Annotated in this window: 20 protein-coding genes; 12 read left to right on the top strand and 8 right to left on the bottom strand. The window is 66.9% G+C overall.

The annotated features are described in order from the left end of the window. Nucleotides 1–37: 37 nt before the first annotated feature. Nucleotides 38–412, bottom strand: coding sequence for a phosphopantetheine adenylyltransferase (locus tag ACSQ3Q_RS01890; protein WP_436132748.1), 375 nt, complete (start codon nt 410–412; stop codon nt 38–40). A gap of 237 nt (nt 413–649) precedes the next feature. On the opposite strand from ACSQ3Q_RS01890, the gene creD reads away from it, so the two are divergent. Both creD and ACSQ3Q_RS01880 read left to right on the top strand, forming a co-directional pair. Then, nucleotides 650–2,152: a cell envelope integrity protein CreD gene (creD, locus tag ACSQ3Q_RS01885; RefSeq protein ID WP_436132747.1), complete on the top strand. Its 1,503-nt coding sequence runs from the start codon at nt 650–652 to the stop codon at nt 2,150–2,152. Beyond that, entirely contained in the window at nt 2,149–2,526 is a 378-nt protein-coding gene (locus ACSQ3Q_RS01880) for a hypothetical protein (RefSeq protein ID WP_436132746.1), read from the top strand. The genes creD and ACSQ3Q_RS01880 overlap by 4 nt, the downstream gene beginning before the upstream one ends. 188 nt (nt 2,527–2,714) lie before the next feature. On the opposite strand, the gene ACSQ3Q_RS01875 is transcribed toward ACSQ3Q_RS01880, so the two are convergent. After that, nucleotides 2,715–3,296 carry a hypothetical protein gene (locus ACSQ3Q_RS01875; RefSeq protein ID WP_436132745.1) on the bottom strand — a complete coding sequence of 194 codons (582 nt, stop codon included), beginning with the start codon at nt 3,294–3,296 and terminating at the stop codon, nt 2,715–2,717. An 82-nt stretch (nt 3,297–3,378) separates the two neighbouring features. Then, entirely contained in the window at nt 3,379–3,597 is a 219-nt protein-coding gene (locus ACSQ3Q_RS01870) for a CsbD family protein (protein ID WP_226446469.1), read from the bottom strand. Nucleotides 3,598–3,956: 359 nt separating this feature from the next. Here ACSQ3Q_RS01870 and ACSQ3Q_RS01865 point away from each other — a divergent pair, with 359 nt between their 5' ends. The 3 genes from ACSQ3Q_RS01865 (at nt 3,957) to ACSQ3Q_RS01855 (ending at nt 9,014) form a co-directional block, all read left to right on the top strand. Then, on the top strand, nt 3,957–5,966 hold the full coding sequence (locus tag ACSQ3Q_RS01865) for a DUF1800 domain-containing protein (protein ID WP_436132744.1): 2,010 nt from the start codon (nt 3,957–3,959) through the stop codon (nt 5,964–5,966). Nucleotides 5,967–5,988: 22 nt separating this feature from the next. Then, nucleotides 5,989–7,443: a DUF1501 domain-containing protein gene (locus ACSQ3Q_RS01860; RefSeq protein ID WP_436132743.1), complete on the top strand. Its 1,455-nt coding sequence runs from the start codon at nt 5,989–5,991 to the stop codon at nt 7,441–7,443. Nucleotides 7,444–7,628: 185 nt separating this feature from the next. Then, complete coding sequence (locus tag ACSQ3Q_RS01855) at nt 7,629–9,014, top strand: NAD(P)/FAD-dependent oxidoreductase (RefSeq protein ID WP_436132742.1); 1,386 nt, start codon at nt 7,629–7,631, stop codon at nt 9,012–9,014. A gap of 89 nt (nt 9,015–9,103) precedes the next feature. Here the strand turns inward: ACSQ3Q_RS01855 and ACSQ3Q_RS01850 are convergent, their stop codons facing one another. The 5 genes from ACSQ3Q_RS01850 to ACSQ3Q_RS01830 all read right to left on the bottom strand — a co-directional run bounded on the left by ACSQ3Q_RS01850 (nt 9,104) and on the right by ACSQ3Q_RS01830 (nt 14,149). After that, nucleotides 9,104–9,886, bottom strand: a complete 783-nt coding sequence (locus tag ACSQ3Q_RS01850; protein ID WP_436132741.1) for a hypothetical protein — start codon at nt 9,884–9,886, stop codon at nt 9,104–9,106. 312 nt (nt 9,887–10,198) lie between these two features. After that, nucleotides 10,199–10,903, bottom strand: coding sequence for an ABC-type transport auxiliary lipoprotein family protein (locus ACSQ3Q_RS01845; RefSeq protein ID WP_436132740.1), 705 nt, complete (start codon nt 10,901–10,903; stop codon nt 10,199–10,201). A 103-nt stretch (nt 10,904–11,006) separates the two neighbouring features. Beyond that, nucleotides 11,007–11,975 (bottom strand): MlaD family protein, encoded by a 969-nt coding sequence (locus tag ACSQ3Q_RS01840; protein ID WP_436132739.1) that lies wholly within the window; start codon nt 11,973–11,975, stop codon nt 11,007–11,009. After that, nucleotides 11,975–12,874: an ABC transporter ATP-binding protein gene (locus tag ACSQ3Q_RS01835; RefSeq protein ID WP_436132738.1), complete on the bottom strand. Its 900-nt coding sequence runs from the start codon at nt 12,872–12,874 to the stop codon at nt 11,975–11,977. The genes ACSQ3Q_RS01840 and ACSQ3Q_RS01835 overlap by 1 nt, the downstream gene beginning before the upstream one ends. A 147-nt stretch (nt 12,875–13,021) precedes the next feature. Continuing rightward, nucleotides 13,022–14,149 carry an MlaE family ABC transporter permease gene (locus ACSQ3Q_RS01830; protein WP_436132737.1) on the bottom strand — a complete coding sequence of 376 codons (1,128 nt, stop codon included), beginning with the start codon at nt 14,147–14,149 and terminating at the stop codon, nt 13,022–13,024. 277 nt (nt 14,150–14,426) lie between these two features. On the opposite strand from ACSQ3Q_RS01830, the gene ACSQ3Q_RS01825 reads away from it, so the two are divergent. The 7 genes from ACSQ3Q_RS01825 (at nt 14,427) to ACSQ3Q_RS01795 (ending at nt 21,439) form a co-directional block, all read left to right on the top strand. Then, nucleotides 14,427–16,139, top strand: coding sequence for a GMC family oxidoreductase (locus ACSQ3Q_RS01825; RefSeq protein WP_436132736.1), 1,713 nt, complete (start codon nt 14,427–14,429; stop codon nt 16,137–16,139). A gap of 74 nt (nt 16,140–16,213) precedes the next feature. After that, the gene (locus ACSQ3Q_RS01820) at nt 16,214–16,567 is read left to right on the top strand and encodes an antibiotic biosynthesis monooxygenase family protein (RefSeq protein ID WP_436132735.1); all 354 of its coding nucleotides are present in this window, start codon (nt 16,214–16,216) and stop codon (nt 16,565–16,567) included. A 279-nt stretch (nt 16,568–16,846) separates the two neighbouring features. Next, nucleotides 16,847–17,605, top strand: a complete 759-nt coding sequence (locus ACSQ3Q_RS01815) for a sulfite exporter TauE/SafE family protein (RefSeq protein ID WP_436132734.1) — start codon at nt 16,847–16,849, stop codon at nt 17,603–17,605. A 280-nt stretch (nt 17,606–17,885) separates the two neighbouring features. Then, nucleotides 17,886–18,650: an ABC transporter substrate-binding protein gene (locus ACSQ3Q_RS01810; RefSeq protein WP_436132733.1), complete on the top strand. Its 765-nt coding sequence runs from the start codon at nt 17,886–17,888 to the stop codon at nt 18,648–18,650. A gap of 127 nt (nt 18,651–18,777) precedes the next feature. After that, on the top strand, nt 18,778–19,560 hold the full coding sequence (locus ACSQ3Q_RS01805; RefSeq protein ID WP_436132732.1) for an amino acid ABC transporter permease: 783 nt from the start codon (nt 18,778–18,780) through the stop codon (nt 19,558–19,560). Beyond that, complete coding sequence (locus ACSQ3Q_RS01800) at nt 19,557–20,309, top strand: amino acid ABC transporter ATP-binding protein (RefSeq protein WP_436132731.1); 753 nt, start codon at nt 19,557–19,559, stop codon at nt 20,307–20,309. Before ACSQ3Q_RS01805 ends, ACSQ3Q_RS01800 begins: the two co-directional genes overlap by 4 nt. 233 nt (nt 20,310–20,542) lie before the next feature. Further along, nucleotides 20,543–21,439 carry a DMT family transporter gene (locus ACSQ3Q_RS01795; protein ID WP_436132730.1) on the top strand — a complete coding sequence of 299 codons (897 nt, stop codon included), beginning with the start codon at nt 20,543–20,545 and terminating at the stop codon, nt 21,437–21,439. Nucleotides 21,440–21,599 lie beyond the last annotated feature (160 nt).

Genomic DNA, 21,599 nt, shown 5'->3' with positions numbered 1-21,599 from the left:
TCTCGCGGCGATATCAATCACAGTTTCTCTGGGAGATCTAGCGCACGCCTTTCAGGTGCACGGCGCCCGCCACCAACAGCAGCACCAGCGCAACCCCGTCCACCCGCGCCACCACGGCCAGCGCCGCATTGGTCCCGGCCATGGCAGCCCACAGACCGAGGTATGACACCACGCTGGCGAGGCCCGCCACCAGCGCGAGCCGGTGCAAGTCCGGGCGGAAAGCGGCATAGCCCAGCAGCGCCGCCAGCAGGCCAAACAGCACCGCGCGGTGGCGCAGCAGCAACTCGGTGTTGGGGTCGGGTACCGGCACGCCATACAGCTGCAGCAACTTCCCCGCACCGAGCACGCCTGCCAGCGGCAGGGCATGGATCACAGCCACCAAAACCAGAACCCCAGGGACGATCCAGCGCATGCACACACCTTTCGAAACAGAGCGCCTGCTGAGCAGGCCAAGGACTCGTTTGTAGGGCCGCACCGGCCTGCCGTCGATGACCTCGGAGGTCATGGACGGCGCGCAACGCATGGATCTGGGCATCGGACCACCACCCGTTCTTCACCGGGCAGCAACTTCACACTGGCCTCACAAACTTCATGGCCTGCTCACAACCGCGCCCAACACTCCCCTGCACATTCACTTGCGGAGGACCCCTTGAAACACCCCTTGTTCACCAAACTGGCTGCGCTCGCTGCCATCGCCTTGCTGCTGCTTTTTGGCCTTTCCATGATTGAAAGCGTGGTGCGCGACCGCCTGCGCTACCGCAGCCTCACTGCGCAGAGCGTGGCCGACAGCCTGGCCGGGCCGCAGACGCTGATGGGCCCCCTGATCCACAGCGCCTGCGTGGAAACCTGGGAGGTCGAGACTGGCAAGGGCGACGAGCGCCGCATGGTGGAGCAGCGGCGCGAGTTTTTGCTCACGGCCATGCCCGAGCAGCTCAAGCTCAACACCGGCGCGGCGATGGAAGAACGTGCACGCGGGCTGCACAAGGTGAACACCTTCAATTTGAAGACCCAGGTCACGGCGCAATGGGGTTCGCTGGCCAGCCTGGTGCCGCAAAGCAGCGTGAAAAATTCGCGCATGCACTGCGGCGTACCCATCGTGATGATGGCCGTGGGCGATGCCCGCGGGATCCGCACCGCGCAGCTCACGATGGAAAGCCAGGCGCTGGCCCTCAAGCCCGGCACCTTTCACCCCACATACACCCGCGGCCTGCATGCCGCGCTGCCCGAATCGGTGCGCGGCAAGGCCGACGGGCTGACCGCGACGCTGGACCTGGAACTGGTGGGCACCGAGCGACTGGCCATCGTGCCGCTGGGCGGCAACACCGAGGTGCTGATGACCAGCAGCTGGCCCCATCCGTCGTTTGCGGGGCGTTTTCTCCCGTCGGAGCGCGAGGTCAAGAACACCGGCTTTTCGGCCCAGTGGCGCCTGTCGTCGCTGGCCACCACGGCACAGGCCGACATCGCCAACGGCAAGCCCGTGTGTGTGGCCCGCGCGGACAGCGGCATGCCAGGCAACGAGTACGGCGCGGACAGCACGGCGCAGGGCGACTGCGCGGACAGCTTCAGCGTGGCGTTCGTCGACCCGGTCAACCCCTACTCGCTGAGCGACCGCGCGACCAAATACGGTGTGCTGTTCATTGCCCTCACCTTCGTGGCCGTGGGCCTGTTCGAGCTCATGAAGAAGCTGCGCGTGCACCCGGTGCAGTACCTGCTGGTGGGCAGCGCGCTGTGCAGCTTCTTCCTGCTGCTGGTGAGCCTGTCGGAGCACCTGCCGTTCGGCATTTCGTATGCGGTGGCGGCCACGGCTTGCGTGCTGCTGCTGGCCTACTACGCCAGCCACATGCTGGGCAGCCTGGCGCGTGGCCTACCGCTCGGGGCCGGCACCGCGCTGCTGTATGGGCTGCTGTACGTGCTGCTGCAGCTGGAGCAGACCGCGCTGGCCGTGGGCGCCATCGCGCTCTTCCTGGTGCTGGCCGCGGTGATGGTGCTCACGCGCAAGGTGAACTGGTACGGGCTGACGCAAGGTGGCAGCACCCCAGGCCGCCCCACCCCACCGCCTGCGCGCCCCACGGCACCACCGCCGACCACGCCTCCGGCTTCGCCCCCGCTGCCACGCGCGCCGTCCGCCACACCCCGCACGGAGGGCGCATGAGCACGCAACCCGCGCCCGGCTCCGCGCCGTGGGCAGGAAACGCTTCGGCCGTGTCGCTGTGGGCGCAGCATCTGGCCGGCAGTGGCGCCGATCTGGGCGCGGGCGCTGCGGCCCCGTCGCCAGCTCTCACGCAAGCCGAGGCCGCGCGCGTGCAGCGCCACCGCGACCAGCTGATGGCCGCCCTGCGCGCGCAGGACCGGTGCGCACTGCTGTGTGCCAAGCAGGAGGTGCTGCTGGCGGCGTTCAGCCCCCCGCCCACGCCCAGTTTGACCGGCGCGGTCGGCGCTGCGGATTCACCGGCCCTGCGCCGCGCGCTGCGGGACTTGTCCTGGCGCATGGCAGGGCTGCTGCTACCGCGCGGCGCGCGGCACTGAACAAGGCCAGGGACTGGAATTTGATCAAAAACTGGCCCTTGCGGTGATTCAGAATGCAGTCATAGCTATTAGATTCATAGCAAAGCCACGCAGGGCTCTAACCCCGCCGACATCCCCCGTCCCAATAAAAAAGCCCCGCTCAGGGCGGGGCTCGGTGTCAGCATGGGCTTGCGGCCCAGGCGTCACGATCAGCTCTTGTTGTAGGCGCGCTTCATGTCGTCCACACACTTGGACTTGGCATCGCCCGACATCGCATCGCAGCGTTCCTTGGCAGCCTTGTACGCAGCGTCGTTCTTCTCGGCGTTGGCGTCCTTCTTGGCATCTGCCACGGCAGCGTTCTTGTCGGCAGCGTTGTCGTTGGGCTTGGCCTGGACTGCGGCGACTTTGGCGTCTTCCTTGGCCTTCACGTGGGCTGCCTTGGCATCCTTCACGCAAACATCCTTCTCATTGCCCTTGAGGTCGTCGCACTTTTCCTTGGCGACGTCGTAGGTGGCGTCGGCGCGGGCGTCAGCGACCTTGTGGGTGGCCTTGGCGCTGGGCTTGTGCTGCGCGTCGAGTTCAGCCTTGGCAACCTTTTCGGCGCCCTTGGCTTCCTTCTGGCAGATGTCCTTGGCGTTGTCCTTCAGGCCATCGCACTTTTGCTTGGCGGCCTTGTAGTCGGCAGAGATGCGTTCCTTGCCGGTCTTGAACTCGGCGTCGGTCAGGGCGAAGGCGGACGTGGCCATCAGGGCGGCGGCCACAGAAGCGATCAGAGTGCGTGTGAATTTCATGGTTTTTCTCCTCGGTGCTTTGATAAGAATTGGAATGGGGGGAACGGGTTAGAAGCTGCGCGCCCGGAAGCGCGCAGGGCCTTCAGTCGTTGAAGCGGAAGTCGGGGTGGCGGGCCTGCCAGTCGCTGAGCTGCTTCTCGGCGGCGTCGCGGGCAATGCCCTGGCGCTCCTGCAGCTTGCCAAGGAACTGTTCGCGTTTGCCGTCGATGACATCAAAGTCGTCGTTCGTGAGCTTGCCCCACTGCTCGACCATTTTTCCCTTGAACTGCTTCCAGTTGCCTTTGACGGTGTCTTCATTCATGGCGTCATCCTCGAAAGATGTCGCGTCAGCCATCCACCCGGAATGCGTGGAACCTGTGCTTGATGCGATGGGGTTGACTCTAGAAATGAATTGGCGCGCCACCCGTAGTCCATGCCGTGCTGCGCGCGTCAGTTCAGGACTACTGTGGCTGACAGACAAACTGGGAAAAGCTGACTAGCGCCGGGGCCACGTTGGCGGCCACAAAGTGTTGCAAATTGCCCTCATTAGCTCTTTGTTACACGCGACTCCCTCCCAGCAGCAAGTTTCGTTTGGTAACGCTTGTATTCCTCAGCCGGTCCACGGTGTGCTCTAGTTCATCTCAGCGCCCCTCAGTGGCGCGCGTTACATACAGAAACCCCATGCAATACACACACGAGGAGCCTCAGGCAACCATGGTTGCCGCAGAGGACGAAACCAGCGCATCGCCCACTGTGGAGGCGCTTGGCTCGCCCCCAGGAAGCGCCCCCGCGCCCCTGTTGAGCGCGCTGTTTGCGGCGGCGGCCCTGGCAGCCTGCGGTGGCGGCGGTGGAGATACCGACACCGGCGCCACTCCGGCACCGTCGCCAAGCCCCACGCCCTCCCCCGCGCCCGCTCCTGGGGGCACAGCTCCCGCACCTTCGCCCACGCCCGCGCCGCCCGCTGCGGCCCCATCCCCTGGCACCCCCGCCCCAGGCCCTTCGCCGGCACCCGCGCCGTCACCCGCAACCCCCACCCTGGGCAACTACGCGCACCCGGCAGCCACGACCGATGCGGAGGCTGCCCGATTCCTGCTGCATGCTCAGTTCTCGGCCACGCCCTCCGACATCGCGGCGTTGCGCTCCACCACCTATTCGGAGTGGCTGGAGAGCCAGTTCAACGCCGGCACCGGCATCACGGGATGGGATTGGCTGAACCAGCGCGGCTACGCCAACATCAGCAACGACACGTCCTACTACGACAACAGCTATCAAGGCGACTACATGATCTGGTACCAGCTCATGAAGTCACCCGACGGGTTGCGCAAGCGCGTAGCGCTGGCGCTGTCCGAGATCTGTGTGGTGTCGCTCTCGGGGCTTGACTTCAACTGGCGCAGCCACGGCATGGCGCACTATTGGGATCAACTGGTGGGTAACGCCTTCGGGAACTACCGCAAGGTGCTGGAAGACGTGACGCTCAACCCGGCCATGGGGTACTACCTCAACACACGCGGCAACCAGAAGGAAAACCCAGCCACGGGCCGCCTCCCCGACGAGAACTATGCGCGCGAGGTCTTGCAGCTCATGTCCATCGGGCTGTCGCAGCTCAACCAGGATGGCACTGCCCAGCGCGATGGCGCCGGCAAGGCCATCGACAGCTACTCGCAAAGCGACGTCACCAACCTGGCACGGGTGTTCACAGGCTACGACTACGACCAGTCACAGAACGCACCCACCACGGTGCCAGGGACAAGCCGCGTTGTGCCCAGCACGACATTCGCCCGGCTCCCCATGGCGCTGACCGAATCGCGCCACTCCACGCTGGCGGTGACCTTCCTAGGTACGACCATTGCGGCGAGCACTCCGGGCGCTGCTGCGCTCAAGACGGCGCTCGACACGATCTTCAATCACCCCAACGTTGGCCCCTTCATCGGCAAGCAGCTCATCCAGCGCCTGGTCACGAGCAACCCATCACCCGCCTATGTCTCCCGCGTGGCCGGGGCATTCAACAACAACGGGGTCGGTGTCCGGGGTGACCTGCGCGCCGTGGTTAAGGCCATTCTTCTGGACGACGAAGCGCGCTCCCCGGCAGGCCTTACGCAGCCCGGCTTTGGCAAGCTGCGCGAGCCCATGCTTCGCTACGTGCAGTGGGGCCGCACCTTCGGCCTGAACTCCGCGCAAGGCAGCTGGAAGATCGGCAATCTGAGCGACCCCGGCTCGCGCCTGAGCCAGAGCCCCCTGCGGTCCCCGTCGGTGTTCAACTTCTTCCGGCCCGGTTACGTGCCCCCCTCGACCGCGCTGGCGTCCAGCGGCGCGGTGGCGCCGGAGTTCCAGCTGGTCAATGAAAGCAGCGTGGGCGGCTACTTGAACTACATGCAGGGTGTCATCCGCAACGGCATCTTTGTGAATGCACCCGAGGTGCCACAAAACGCCAGCACCGCCGGCAACGGGTATGACATCAAGCCGTCGTACGTCAGCGAGCTGGCCCTTGTCACTGATCCCGACGCGCTGGTGGCGCGCATCAACCTTCTGATGTGCGCAGGGCAGCTGTCCGCGGCGACGGTGAAGCTCATCACCGATGCGCTCAAGGCCACCAACATCACGGCAGCGAGCACCGAGAACGCCAAGCTCGACCGCGTGGCCGCGGCCATCTTCCTGGTGATGGCGTCCGCCGAGTACCTCGTCCAAAAGTAAGCCCGACAGCACAGAGATTCCCATGCATCTGCTTCAGCCCGAACTCCACTCACGCCGCGCTTTTCTGCGCCGCTCCGCCCAGCTGGGCCTGGCTGGCACGGCCATGCCTTTTGCCATCAACCTGGCCGCCATGGGCGAGGCCGCCGCGTTCAGCGCCACAGATTACAAGGCGCTGGTCTGCGTTTTCCTGTACGGCGGCAACGACTACGCCAATACCGTTGTCACGTACGACGACCCCAGCTACAACCGCTACAACACCATCCGCGGTGGCGGCGGCGGGCAGTCGGCTGGCGGTATTGCGCTGGCCAAGGCCGACCTTGCCACCACCGTGCTTAACCCCACGACGCCCTTGCCCAACGGGCGGCAGTACGCGCTGCACCCTGCCATGACCGGCCTGGCCGGCCTGTTCAACGGCGGTAAGGCGGCCGTGCAGCTTAACGTCGGCCCGCTCGTGGTGCCGCTGACCCGCGCGCAGTACAACAGCCCCGACCGCAACACCTACCCGCTGCCACCCAAGCTTTTCTCTCACAACGACCAGCAATCGGTGTGGCAATCCTCATCGCCCGAGGGCTCCACCGTGGGCTGGGGCGGCAATGTCGGCGACCTGGCACTGTCGTCCAACGGGAACTCGCTGTTCACCTGCATTTCGGTCACGGGCAATGCCGTGTTCCTCTCCGGCGATTCGGCTCTGCAGTACCAGGTCAGCACCAACGGTGCGGTGCCCATCAACGGCGTCAAGAACGGCGTGTACGGCTCCACCGCCGTGCGTGCGGCACTCACTTCGCTCATTCAGAAAAGCAGTACGCAGACCCTGGAGAACGAATACAACCGCATCACCACGCGCGCCATCGCCGCAGAAAGCCAGATCACCACGGGCATCTCCGGTGTCACCTTGGCCACGCCCTTCCCCGCCAGCAACTCGCTGGCCGACCAGCTGAAGATGGTGGCGCGCCTCATCGGTGCGCGCAGCACCCTGGGCAGCAAACGCCAGGTGTTCATGGTCTCCCTGGGCGGTTTCGATCTGCACGACAACCTGATCTCGCAGCAGCCCGTGCTGATGCAACGCCTGAGCGAGGCCATGACCGCGTTCTACAACGCCACCGTGGAGCTGGGCGTGGCCGACAAGGTGACGGCGTTCACCGCGTCGGACTTCGGCCGCACGCTGAGCTCCAACGGCGACGGCTCCGACCACGGCTGGGGCAGCCACCATCTGGTGGTGGGTGGCGCCGTCAAGGGCAAGGCGTTCTACGGCAGCGCGCCACCCGTCAGCATCACCAACACCGCCGCGCCTGAAGACCAGTGGCATGTGGGCCAGGGCCGCCTGTTGCCCACCACGTCAGTCGACCAGTACGCGGCCACACTGGCCAAGTGGTTTGGCGTTGCCGATAGCGAGATGGCGGGTGTGTTGCCCAACATCACGCACTTTGGCGCGGCAGCCGGGCGGCCGGACTACCCGGTGGACCTCGGCTTTCTGTGATCCGCGCTGAGGCTTGTGCGCCAGGCTTGTCCGCCGGGGCGGCGACATTCTGGTGCCGGCCTGCGCCGCAACGGTGATACGACGCCGGCGCGGCGACAGGGCGTGAGCCCCTCGGCCGCGCAGTGGTTGACATCGTTTCTTCCGCGGGCCCCGCCCCATGCCGCCCCCTCCCCAATAATGGCGGCATGACCCACCCACCTGCCTCCTCGCCCCGCCCCCGCATCGTCATCATCGGCTGCGGCTTTGGCGGCCTTGAAGCCGCCCGAGCGCTGCACGGCGCAGCCGTAGACATCACGCTGGTCGACAAGACCAACCACCATCTCTTTCAGCCCCTGCTCTACCAGGTGGCCACGGCCGGGCTGTCGGCCCCGGCGATTGCGGCGCCGATTCGCCACCTGTTTCGCCAGCAGCCCAACGCCACCACCCTGCTGGGCGAGGTCACGCAGATCGACGTGGCGGCGCGCACGGTGCACCTGAAGGAGGGGCCGAACCCATCGGCGCCCTTGCCTTACGACCACCTCATCGTCGCGGCGGGTGCCACGCACAGCTACTTCGGCAAGGACGCCTGGGCCACCCACGCACCCGGGCTCAAGACGCTGGACGACGCGTTCGAGATCCGCCGCCGCATCCTGCTGGCCTTCGAGGCCGCGGAGAAGGAGCCCGACGTGCAGCGCCGCGCCGACTGGCTCAACTTCGTGGTGGTGGGCGCCGGCCCGACGGGCGTGGAGATGGCGGGCACCCTGGCCGAGATTGCGCGGCACACGCTGCCCGGCGAGTTCCGCCACATCGACCCGGCCAGCGCCAAGATCATCCTGCTCGAAGGCGGCGCGCGCGTGCTGCAGGCCATGCCCGACGGACTGAGCCAGCGCGCCCAGGAGCAGTTGGAAAAGTTGGGGGTCGAAGTGCGCCTGCAGGCCCGCGTCACTGCCATTGACGGCGAAGGTTTAATGGTCGAAACGCCCGCCAGCGCCGGATCCATAAGCGCCAATAGCTATCAAATCAAGAGCAAATGCATTATTTGGGCCGCAGGTGTCGCAGCGTCCCCGCTGGGGCGTGACCTGGCCGAGGCCACCGGTGCCACCACCGACCGCGCGGGCCGCGTGGTCGTCGCGCCCGACCTCTCCCTGCCCGGCCACCCAGAGATCAGCGTCATCGGCGACCTGGCCGCCGCCCAGAGCCACGTGCCCGGCCAGCCGCCCCAGCCCGTTCCCGGCGTTTCGCCCGGCGCCAAGCAGATGGGCCGCGCCGTGGCAGCCAACATCTTGCACCGGCTGCGCGGCGAGCCCACCGAGCCGTTTCGCTACCGCGACTACGGCAACCTTGCCACCATCGGCCGCAACTCCGCCGTGGTGGACCTTACCTCGCCCGCCGGGCCGGTGCGGTTTTCAGGTTACTTCGCGTGGCTGTTCTGGCTGTTTGCGCACGTGTACTTTTTGATCGGCTTTCGCAACCGGCTGGTGGTGTTGCTGGACTGGGCCTGGGCGTACTGGAGCTTTGCGCGTTATGCGCGGGTGGTGACGGGGATTGAAGGGCAGCCTTCGGTGGCTGCGAAGAGCGCCTCCCGACTCTAGGGGCCTGCGCGGCGCGCTCGACGCAGGACACGCAGCCAGCCGTGCCGCAGCGCTGCCTAGCCCCATCCCTACAGCCTCTGGGCCCGCTGTCAGCGGCGCGCCCGGGCGGCGGCGTCCTGCCCGGTGATCTGCGCGATCAGCTCAGCGAGCTGGAGCTTGCTGGCCATCTTGTGCCGCAGGGTCTTGAGCTCCGCCATCACGGTCTGCAGCTCGCCGGGCGTCGGCTGCAGGGGCCGCAGGCACTTGGCCAGCACGGGCACCACCTCGCGCCGCATGAATCGCCCGCCCGCCAGCGCCATCTGCACGATCACCAGCAACACCCCCAGCGCCATGAACACCAGCACCGCCAGCTCGGCCGAGTCTGGGGCGACCTTGCGCACCAGGGCCGGGCCCGCAATCATCAAACCCAGGGCGACCAGGGCGGAGATGCCGACCTCCTTGTCGAAATGGGTGGAGGCAAATCGCTTTTCCACCTTGGGCGACAGCAGCAGGAACGGGCTGCGGATCAGCGCCTTGCGGTCGTCGGCGTGTAGGGCCCGGGGGTCCTGGCGCAACTGCCGCTCCAGGTCCAGCCGCTCCTTCCAGGCCTGCTCCAGGTCCGGAAAGGTCTGCCGCGCCAGCTCGGGCAAGGGCGCTGGCTTCGGCGCCACGGCGGCGTACTGCGTGGGCTCGGCGTTGAACGAAGTGCCGCACTGCACACAGGTCCGGTCGTAGCCCACCAGCTCGCCCTGGCTCACCGTGATGTAGTACAGGTGCCCCGCAGACCCTAGGCGCCGCAGCACAAAGGCGCGCGGCTTGCGGCAGATGGGACAGAAATCGGCCACATGGCCCAGTTTGCGGTAGACAAGCTTCTTCCCCCAGACGATGAACATGGGTGTCCCTCTCGATGTGTTGTGTGATTTTTTGGAAACGGGAAGCCCGATGGTACGCACTGCGGGGCGCCGATGATGGGTCCTACACCGTCATTGCGCTGCGGTGGGCCGGCGCACCTCGTGCCGGGAGGGCGCGGGGGAACGGTGTTCGGATCGGCAGGGTCGCGAGCTCACCACTGTGAGCGACGGCGCCTGCCGAACGCCGCCAGCATCAATGGCCGCAGCGTGCCCCGCGCGCCTGTGCCCGGGCGGCCGGGGGCCTGTGGCCAGCCGGTGCAGCCCACCGCCCGGGCTGCACTTCACTTCCAGAGACTACGGGCGGGCGTTGGCCACCTGCTCCACCCACTCCGCCAGCTCCTGCGCCACCTGGGTGGACGCTTCCGCCAGCGCTGCCACCCCGCCGGAGGCATCGGCACTGCGGGCCGGCGTGCGGGCGATGAAGACACGCTGGCCGCGCAGCGCCTCGCCGTTCAGTGTCAGGTCCACCAGGGTGGCGCGCAGGCGCACCACGCCGGCGCTGTCGGCGGGGCTGGAGAAGATGTGGCTGAACTCCTCGATCTCCACGCGCAGCACCGACGGCAGGCGGTTGCCCTCGGTGGCGTCGCGCGCGTGGGCGGCGGCGTCGTCGGTTTTGAGGATGGCGCGGCGCTGGCCCAGGTGTTCACGCAGGCGCTGCTGCACCAGCTGTGCGGGCGGCTGGCTCCAGCGGGCCTGGCTGTAGGGGCGCAGCTGCTGGGTGTCGGCGTACAGCAGGCGGTAGCTCACGGCATTGCTGCCATCGGGCACGCCGGGCGCGTCCACGTCGGCCAGCGCCAGCGGGGGCAACGGCGCGCGGCGGTCGGTGGGCACGGGTGCGAGCGCGCCGGGACCAAAGTCGTAGAGCACGGGGCGCGTGGGCGGCGTGGGCAGGGCCGAGCAGCCAGCCAGACCGATCGCGCCTGCCGCCAAAATCAAGCAAAAAATGCCTCTAGCGCTGGATGGATAAGCGCTATTAGCTATGTTTTTAGTAGCATTCATACTCATTCCTCACAATCGGTCGGTGCAGGGCTGCGCACCGCGAAACTGGCATGCACCGGAGCGTTGCGGGCTCGGGCGACCACAGCCCGCGCGGACTCGCACATCAGGGCGCGCCCCCAAAACCTGCCTCGCCGGGCCCGGGCGGGATGCGGCCCGAACCGTAGAGGAACAGCTGCGGGTTGTCCGACACACCGCCCGCCGTGCGGCTGAGCGTGCGCGCCGCGCGCGAGGTGTCGTCGGCGGCGCGGTTCAGGCGCGGCAGCGTGGTGGTGCTGAACTGGTCGGCCGCGCGCGCCAGTGACTGCGTGCCGATGGTGATCTGGTCGATGGGCCCGCCGTCTGCGCCCAGGCGCTGGGTGGTCTTGCTCACGTCAGCCGCCAGGGCCGAGACGCTTGTGCCAGCCTGCTGCAGCGACTGCAGGGTCTTGCGCGCGTCGGCCGCCAGCGGGGGTATCGCGGCCAAAGCCGGGTCGAGCCGCTGGGCCACGGTGGCGTCCAGGCGCTGCGTGAGGGTGTTGACGCTGCCGGCGGCCTGGGCAATGTTGGCAAGCGCCTCGCTCAGCTTTTGCTGGTTGGCGTCGCCCAGCAGCTGGTTGACGCGGCGGGAGGCTTCTTCCACCTGGTTGAGGATCGCCGGTGCCTGCTCGGCGATCTTGCCAAAGGGCGAGGCCTTGATGGGCAGGCGCGGCAGGCCGCTCGGCCCGGGCGGGAGCTCGGGGTAGGGCTTGTCGGCATCGTCCAGCAGGATGTGTGCAAGGCCTGTGACGCCCTGGTAGCCCAGCACGGCAAAGGTGGTGGGGCTGATGGGCGCTTGTTCGTTCACGGCGATGCGGATGAGCACGTTGCCGCTGACCTGGGGGTCGAACCCGATGCGCGTGACCTTGCCCACGGCCACGCCTTTGTAGCGCACCGCCGCCTGGGGCTGCAGCCCGCCCACGGCGTCCTTGGTGGAGAGTTCGTACTGCTCGTAACTGGCGCTGTCGCGCGTGAGCCAGAAGGCCAGGCCGGCCAGCAGGGCGGCCACCACCAGCACGAAGATGCCTGCGGCAAGCGCGTGGGATTTGTTTTCCATCAGGTGTGTTCCTTGTCTGGCTGGGGCGCAGGCGCGTGCGCGATGTCCGGCGCGGTGGTCGGCGGGGGCGGTGGTGTCTCTGAGGCCTGCACGGGCGCCATGGCGCGCTGGCCGCGTTCGCCCAAAAAGAAGTGTTCGATGAACGGGTGCTTGAAATGCGCCACCTCGTGCGGCGGGCCGGTGACGATGACCTTTTTATCGGCCAGCACCGCCACGCGCGTGCTGAGCGCAAACAGGGTGTCGAGGTCGTGCGTCACCATGATCACCGTGAGCCCGAGCGCGGCGCGCAGCTCGCGCAGCAGCGTGCAGAACTCGTCGGCGCTGTTGGGGTCGAGCCCGGCGGTCGGCTCGTCGAGCAGCAAGAGCGGCGGGTCCATGATGAGCGCGCGTGCCAGTGCCACGCGCTTGACCATGCCCCCGGACAGGTCGGCCGGCATGCGGCTCGCGTGCTCGGGTTCCAGGCCCACCATCTGCAGCTTGACGAGGGCGGCATCGCGCACCAGGTCGTCGGGCAGGGTACCCTGCTCGCGCAGCGCAAAGGCCACGTTGTCGAGCACGTTGAAGGCCGAGAACAGCGCGCCGTGCTGGAACAACATGCCCACGCGGCTGGCCGCGCCCTCACGTCCCATCTCCGACGCGGGCCGCCCCAGCACCGTCACCGTGCCACGCGCCGGCTTGGTCAGGCCCAGGATCTGGCGCAGCAGCACCGTCTTGCCCGTGCCCGATCCACCCACCAGCGACAGCATCTCGCCGCGCTGCACGCTGAAGTCGAGGTCCTGGTGCACGGCAAAAGCCTCGGTGCCCTTGCCAAACACCGACCACAGCCCGCGCACGTCCACGATGGGCGGCGCGTCGGGCGCCACGGCGATGGTTTCAGGTTTGGCGATGCGCTCAGCCATGGTCACCGCCCTTGGAAACTGTCGCAGCCCATACCAGCGGCCGCCGCGCAAGGGCCGCCCCGCCGCGCTGGCGGCGTCCCCTTTCCCGAACTGCGCAGCAGTTCGAGAGAAGGGGGAAGGAGCGAAGCGACACAGGGGGATGCATCGCTATATTCCGATGTTCTTGAACGCCACCGCAAACAGCGCGTCCACGATGATGACCATGGTGATCGACGTGACCACCGACGCCGTCGTGCCTTCGCCCAGGCTCTGGGTGTTGGGCTTGACGCGCAGGCCCCAGTGGCAGCCAATGAGGGCGATGAACGCGCCGAACACGACCGACTTGGCCATGGCGATGCCGAGGTTGCCCACCTTGACCGCTGCGGGCAGCGCCTGTGCGAAGTACGCGGGCGAGATGTCCATGGCAATGTCGGCGGCCAGCATGCCGCCGGCCAGCGCCGCCAGCGTGGTCCACACACTGATGAGCGGCATGGCCACCGCCAGCGCCAGGGTGCGCGGCATCACCAGCCGAAAGCCGTGCGGGATGCCCATCACGCGCATGGCGTCGAGCTCTTCGGTCACGCGCATCACGCCGATCTGCGCGGTGATGGCCGAGCCCGAACGCCCCGCCACCAGGATAGCCGCGAGCATGGGACCGAGTTCGCGGATCAGCGAGATCCCGAGGATGTTGACGATGAATGATTCGGCGCCGAACTGGCGCAGCTGCAGGCTCATGAGGTAGGCCAGCACCACACCGATGAGGAATCCCACCAGCGCCGTGATGGGCAGCGCGGTGGCGCCCATGCGGTACAGGTGGCCCGACATGTCGCGCCACGGGCCGCGGCGCGGTGCGCGCACCAGGCGGCCGAGGTCCAGCACCAGCTGGCCGACCATCTCGACCATGTGGCGCGCATGGCTCACGCCGTGCAGCACCAGCACCCCGAGGTGGTCCACCTGCTCGGCCAGACTCCAGGCCTCGCGCGGTTCCGGCGGCGCGGTGGTGAACTCGGCCACGCGCTCGAACATGTCGCGCTGGCTGTCGGTGCAGGCAAGGCGCTCGGGCCAGGCGCGCTGCCAGTGGTTCCACAACAGCTGCGCGCCCACGTGGTCCAGCCACTGCAATGGCGTCAGGTCCCAGCCCAGGTCGGGCCCGGCGGGGCTGGCGCGCAACTCGTCAGAGACCATCTTCCACTGCGACCGGGTGCCCAGCTCGGCGGCTCCCCAGCGCCCATGCAGTTGCGCACTCACGCCCTGGGGCGTGTCGGCGCGAACAATGCGGGGGGTGTGGTCGGTCATGGACTGGGCAGCACAGCCGCCAAGATGAAAGAGAGCGTGCATGGTAGCGGAGCCCCGCCCAGGGGGCACGTAGGATTTCTGCCCGCCAGAACGTGGCGCCAAGCACAGACGGGCGCGAAATGCGTGAAATTAATATCAAACAAGGCTCCAGCGCTTGATTGGCAAACGCTTGTTGCTATCACATGCATAGCAATAGGCACTGACCCTCTCGACACGCACAGTGCCATCCGCACAATGGCCTGCGTTTCCCACCTTAGCAACCTCCCGCCCCGAGCCCATGAGCGACCACACCACGTTTGACACCATCATCATCGGCGGCGGCACCGCCGGCGCCCTGCTGTGCAACCGCCTGAGCGCGGACGGCCGCCACCGCGTGCTGCTGATCGAGGCGGGCCGCAAGGACGACTACCACTGGATCCACATCCCCGTGGGCTACCTGTATTGCATCGGCAACCCGCGCACCGACTGGCTGTACAACACCGAGCCCGACGCGGGCCTGAACGGCCGCACGCTGCGCTACCCGCGTGGCAAAACGCTGGGCGGCTGCAGCAGCATCAACGGCATGATCTACATGCGCGGCCAGGCGCGCGACTACGACCAGTGGGCCGAGCTGACCGGCGACAGCAGCTGGCGCTGGGACAACACCCTGCCCTACTTTCGCCGCCACGAAGACCACTGGCGCCTGGACCAGCCCGGTGGCGCGAATGAAAACTTCAAGCGCCTGCACGGCAACAAATCCACCGGCAGCACCGGCGAGTGGCGCGTGGAGAAGCAGCGCCTGCGCTGGGACGTGCTCGACGCCTTTTCCCAAGCGGCGCAGCAGGCGGGCATCCCCGCCACCGATGACTTCAACAGCGGCAGCAACGAGGGCGTGGGCTACTTCGAGGTCAACCAGAAAAGCGGCTGGCGCTGGAACACCGCCAAGGCCTTCCTGCGGCCCACCTGCTACGGCCGCCCCAACTTCGAGATGTGGACCAGCGCCCAGGCCACCAAGCTCATCATCGAGACAGCGCCTGACGGCAGCCGGCGCTGCAAGGGCGTGCAGGTGTGGGACGGCCAGGAGATGGTGACCGCCCACGCCACCAGCGAGGTGATCCTCTGCGCCGGCGCAGTCAATTCGCCGCAGCTGCTGCAGCTCTCGGGCATCGGCCCTGCGGCGCTGCTGCGCCAGCACGGCATCGACGTGGCGGTCGACTTGCCTGGCGTGGGCGCCAACCTGCAGGACCACCTGCAGATCCGCGCGGTGTTCAAGGTCAATGGCGTGCCCACGCTCAACACCATGGCCAGCTCGCTCTGGGGCAAGGCCAAGATCGGGCTCGAGTACATGGCCAAGCGCAGCGGCCCGATGAGCATGGCGCCGTCGCAGCTGGGCGCCTTCACCCGCAGCAGCCCCGACCAGCCCTACCCCAACATCGAATACCACGTGCAGCCGCTGTCGCTCGACGCGTTTGGCGACCCGCTGCACAGCTTTCCGGCGTTCACGGCCAGCGTGTGCAACCTCAACCCGACGAGCCGCGGCACGGTGCAGATCAAGAATGCAGATTTCACGGCCGCCCCCGCCATCTCGCCCAATTACCTGAGCACGCCCGAAGACCGCCAGGTGGCCGCCGACAGCCTGCGCGTCACGCGCCGCATCGTGGCGCAGCCGGCCCTCGCCAAGTACCAGCCCGAGGAATGGAAACCCGGCGTGCAGTTTGAAAGCGACGAAGACCTGGCGCGCCTGGCCGGCGACATTGCCACCACCATCTTCCACCCCGTGGGCACGACCAAGATGGGCCGCGATGGCGACCCGATGGCGGTGCTGGATTCGCAAATGCGCGTGCGCGACCCGCGCAACGGTCCCGGCGCCGTGGTGGCCGGCCTGCGCGTGGTGGACGCGGGCGCCATGCCCACCATCGTGAGCGGCAACACCAATTCGCCCACGCTGATGCTGGCCGAAAAGGCGGCGGAGTGGATTCTTCAGACGCGCAAGGTGGCCGTGGCGGCCTGATCTCCGCGCGGTCGTCCGCGGGATTCGCGGGTACCCATGGGAATACGGGGGCGAGGTGATTACCATCGCGCCCCATGTACTCCTCTACCTTCATCTTTGCCACCCGGCAGTTCGACGACGCGTTCCACCGCCTGGACGAGGCCATCGCCACCGCAGCGCGGTCCATCGACGGCTATCTGGGCGAAGAGTCGTGGGAAGACACAGCCAAGGGCCTGGTCTCCAACGTGTACTACTGGCAGTCGCTCGAAGCCCTGCAGGCGCTGATGCAGCACCCCGCCCATCGGGAGGCCAAGGCGGCGCAGGCGCAGTGGCTTAACGGCTACCAGGTGGTGATCTCGCAGGTGCTGCGAACCTATGGCGACGACAAGCTCGCCGGGCTGCTGCCCACGGCCGGGTTGTTTGCGCAACAAGGCCCTGCCGCCCACTGACACCACCCCAATTTGGGGGGCGGGAAACCCCCAATGCACCAGCCGGGTGCGGCCGTTACAGTCACGGCACTCGAAAGCGCGCTTCGGTGTGCCAAGCGAGGGGCCCGAGGAGACATCTTTCTACCAACAACGAATTTTCAAGCACCCAACGAGGTGCAGACTCTTTCCAGGCGCTGGCGATCCCAGCGCTTTTTTCTTGCCTGCGCGCAGCGTGACATGCTCCAAAAGCAACCGCAAACAGTCCTGAATTGATAGCGCACCGGGTGCGACAATCCAGCGATGGAATGGATTTTTATCACCTTCGCCTCGCTGCTCGCGGGGTTTGTGGATGCGATTGTGGGAGGCGGCGGGCTGGTGATGGTGCCGGCGCTGTTTGCGGCTTTTCCCGGGGCGCCACCGGCCACGCTGCTGGGCACCAACAAGGCTGCCTCGGTGTGGGGCACGGCCATGGCCACCTGGCAGTACAGCCGCCGTGTGCAGATCCGCTGGTCGGCCATGCTGCCGGCCGCAGCGGCGGGTTTTGCCGGCTCGTTTGCCGGCGCCTGGGCCGTCACGGTGATCTCGGCCGATTTTTTGCGCAAGCTGCTGCCGCTGGTGCTGCTGGGGGTGCTGGTCTACACGCTGGCCAAGAAGGAGCTGGGCCGGCACCACACCCCCCGTTTTGCGGGCAGCACCGAAGTGCTGGTGGCCAGCCTGATCGGCGTGCTCATCGGCTTCTATGACGGTTTTTTCGGCCCGGGCACCGGTAGCTTCTTCGTGTTTTTGTTCGTGCGGCTGCTGGGCTATGACTTTCTCAACGCCTCGGCGTCGGCCAAGCTGCTCAACTGCGCGACCAATGTGGCCGCCATCGCGCTGTTTGCCGCCAAAGGCCATGTCTGGTGGCACTTTGCGGTGACCCTGGCGGTGGCCAACGTGGTCGGCAGCCTGCTGGGCACGCACCTGGCGCTCAAGCACGGCACCGGGTTTGTGCGCGGCATCTTCATCGTGGTGGTGAGCTCGCTGATCCTCAAGACGGGCTACGACGCGTTCCTGCGCTGATATGGCGACACGCTTGCGGGGCTAGAGCCCTGCCATGGCCGGTGGTCCCTGGTGGCACCGTGTTTGCTTCAGTGACCCGCGGGCTTACCACCAGCCTGGGCAGCGGTCATCGGGGTTGCCCTGCATGGCTCAGAATCGAACGGGCGTCCTATAATTTCTGAGCGTTTCCGTTTGATGACGTGGCCCATCGCTGATGGCGATGCCAGCATCCACCCCTTCCGGCCTGCCTACCCGCATGCCGGATTTTTTGTACCTGAACCACCCCCACAGGAACCTTGCCATGAAGTTTTTCAAGTCTGCCGTTGTCACCGCTGTGGCGCTGTGCGCCGCCCTCGCCGTCCAGGCCCGCACGCTGGATGAAATCAAGAAAGACGGCAAGATCATCGTGGCCACCGAAGGCCAGTTTGCGCCTTTCAACTTCTTTGAAGGCACCAAGCTCACGGGCTTCGAAGTGGAAGTGGCCGAGCTGGTGGTCAAGAAGATGGGCCTGAAGCTCGAATGGAAGACCCTGGGTTTTGACGCTCTGCTCACCGGCCTGAGCCAAAGCCGCTGGGACGCCGTGATCGCCTCGCACGGCGTGACCGAAGAACGCTCCAAGGCCGTCACGTTTGCCAACCCCCACTACTGCTCGGGCGGCATCATCGTGGCGATGGACGCCAAGATCCGCAACGCCCAGGACCTCTCGGGCAAGGTGGTGGCCGTGCAGACCGGCACCAGCTACCTGGAGCAGGTGAAGAAGGTCAGCGGCGTGAAGGAAGTGAAGAACTTCCCGCAGGACACCGACGCCCAGCGCGCCCTGATCTCCAAGCGCGTGGACGCCTGGGTGAGTGACAAGTTTGTAGCCAAGGAAGCCGCCGCCAAGAACGCCAAGGCCGGCTTCAAGCTGGGCGACATGTTGTTCATCGAACGCATCGCTCCCGCCATGGCCAAGGGCAACACCGGCCTGGCAGATGCCTGGAACAAGGCGTTTGCCGAAGTGCTGGCCGATGGCAGCTACGCCACCGTTTCCAAGAAGTACTTCAAAGAAGACGTGCGCTGCAACTGATGTGATGTCACAGAGGGTGCGCAGAGGGCTAGGAGCCTCTGCGCACCCTTTGCCTTTTACGGCGGCGCAGGCCAATGCGTCCGTCGCCGAACCGATTTCCAACCAAGACCCCCCGGTCGTCTGATCCATGCTTCTCGCTCTTTGGCCACAAAGCTGGTCCCGACAGCAGCGCAGCAATGCCACGCTGGTCGCTGCGCTGGTGCTGATAGTGCTGGCCCTCTCGCTATTGGGCCATGTGTTGTCGTTCTTCCCGGACCCCATCGGCGCCAACGCCCAGGCGTTTTCTGAAGGCGCGCGCACCACGCTGTGGTTGACGCTGGTCAGCGGCACCGTGGGCCTGGCGCTGGGCACGGCGGCGGCGCTGGCCCGCACCTCCCGCTGGACGGCGGTGCGCTGGGTGTCCAGCGTGTACATCTGGGCCATCCGCGGCACGCCGCTGCTGGTGCAGATCTTGTTTGTGTACTTTGCCCTGCCCGTGCTGGTGCCGGGGCTCAATCTGCCCGACTTTGCCGCGGCCGTGGTGGCCCTGGGCCTGAACGTGGGCGCCTACAACGCCGAGGCTTTGCGCGCAGGCTTGCTGGCCGTGCCCCGCGGGCAGACCGAAGCCGCACGGGCGCTGGGTCTGGGGCGCATGCATGTGTTCCTCGACGTGGTGTTTCCGCAGGCGTTCAAGATTTCGCTGCCGCCGCTGGTGAGCAACTTTGTGGCGCTGCTCAAAGATTCATCGCTGGCCTATGCAATCGGCGTGGTGGAGCTGACCAACGTGGGCAACCGCATCCAATCGGCCACCTTCCAGCCGATTGCCACGCTGACCACCGTGGCCGTCACCTACCTGCTGCTGACCACGCTGGTCACGCAGGTCTCCAACGCTGTCGAATACCGCTTTGACGTGGAAGGGCGCAACCAATGACCGCGACCCACCAGCCCAAGCCCTACATCGTGGCCGAGCGCGTATGCAAGTCGTTTGGCGCGCACCAGGTGCTCAAGGATGTCTCCACTGTGTTCCACACCGGCGAGGTGACGGTGATCATCGGCGCGTCGGGCTCGGGCAAAAGCACGCTGCTGCGCGCCATCAACCGCCTGGAGCCGCACGACAGCGGTCGCATCACCATCGACGGCGTGGAGGTCTGCGACGACCTCGGCACGCTGCAGCGCCAGCGCTGCGAGGTGGGCATGGTGTTCCAGCAGTTCAACCTGTTCGGCCACATGACGGTGCTGGACAACGTGACCCTGGCACCGCGCCGCATTCGCCGCACGCCGCGCGCCCAGGCCAACGCCGAAGCCATGCAGCTGCTGGGCCGCGTGGGCATGCAGGACCACGCGCACAAGTACCCCTGGCAGCTGTCGGGCGGGCAGCAGCAGCGGGTGGCCATTGCGCGCGCGCTGGCCATGCAACCCAAGGTGATGCTGTTTGACGAGCCCACCTCGGCGCTCGACCCCGAGATGGTCAAGGAAGTGCTGGACGTGATGCGGGGCCTCGCGCGCGGCGGCATGACGATGATCGTGGTCACCCACGAAATGGGCTTTGCCCGCGAGGTGGCCGACCGCGTGATGTTCTTCGACCAGGGCCGCATCGCCCACGATGCGCCGCCTGCGGAGTTCTTCGGCAACCCGGCCAACGACCGCATCCGGGCGTTTCTGGGGCAGGTCAGCCACTGAGCCTGCTCCAGCGGTTTCACGGAACCGCTCCGGACGCCTGGCACAGGTGGCGCCCGGCCCAGGCTGAACGGTGCGGGATGCGGGAGTGGTTCGCTGACGCGGCGCCCCCTGGCATCCCTCCCCTGCCACCACCCGTTCGGGCTGCGCCTGTTGAAGCCTGGGCACACCGGCCGCGACCTTGCCGCGTCCCTGGGGTGGCCGTTTTTCTTTTTCTGGCATGGAGATATCTACCAATGCGCACTGAACGTTGGGGCCTCGCGGCCCTGCTGGTCGTGACGGTGGTGTGGGGCACCACGTTCCCCGCCATGAAGCTGTTGTCCGCGCACCTCGACGCGCTGCAGATCATCTGGCTGCGTTTTGTGATTGCGCTGCTGGTGCTGGCGCCGCTGTGGCGCGGCATGCTGCGCCATGAAGGGCGGTGGGGCTGCGCACTGGGCGTGTTGCTGTTCCTCGCGTTCTGGCTGCAGATCGAGGGCCTGGCGCGCACCACGAGCAACCGCAATGCGTTTGTCACCGGCCTCAACGTGCTGGTAGTGCCGCTGATCGCCATGGCCGTGCTGGGCCGCCGCTATGGCTGGCGGCTGTGGGCCGCCTGCGCCCTGGCGCTGGCCGGCATGGCGCTGATGTTCCACGAGAACGAGCCCTGGAACCTGGGCGATACGCTGACGCTGGGCAGCACGGTCTTCTACGCGATCTACATCCTGGCACTGGAGGAATGTGCGCGCCGCACCGCATCGCGCCTGCTGCGGGCCACCCGCATGGCCGCCGCCCAGGCCACGGTGATGGCGCTCGCGTCCACGTTTTTGCTGCTGGGCCGGGGCGAGGGCATGGGCTGGCTGGCGTCCGTGCCGCAGTTGCCCACTGACGCCTTGGTGGCGCTGCTGTACCTGGGCCTGCTGGCGAGCGTGGTGGTGGTGACGCTGCAGGCCTGGGGCCAGCAGCGCGTGGACGCTATGCGCAGCGCCATCGTGTTCGGGCTGGAACCCGTGTTCGCGGCCCTCACGGCCTGGGCGCTGCTGGGAGAGCGGCTGGGCTGGGCGGGCCTGAGCGGCGCAGCACTGATCGTGGCGGCGCTGGTGTTCAGCCAGTGGCAGCCACCCGCGCGCGCCGCGGCGCCAGCACAGGCTTGATGTGGCAAGCGCAGCGCCCCCGCCGGGTCATTTTTTGAATCAAAACAGGGCCTAGCGCTTACCCCATAAGCGATCATAGCTATACAAATAATAGCAAACGCTTCACCGGCGGCCGGCGCGCGTTGGGCGTGCAATCGACGGGACCGCCGGGATCGCTGGA

The sequence above is a fragment of the Acidovorax sp. LjRoot129 genome (assembly GCF_964253765.1).
GTDB lineage: Bacteria > Pseudomonadota > Gammaproteobacteria > Burkholderiales > Burkholderiaceae_C > Acidovorax.
The sequence above is the reverse complement of the archived record's forward strand: the minus strand, read 5'-3'. Positions and strand labels throughout refer to the sequence as shown.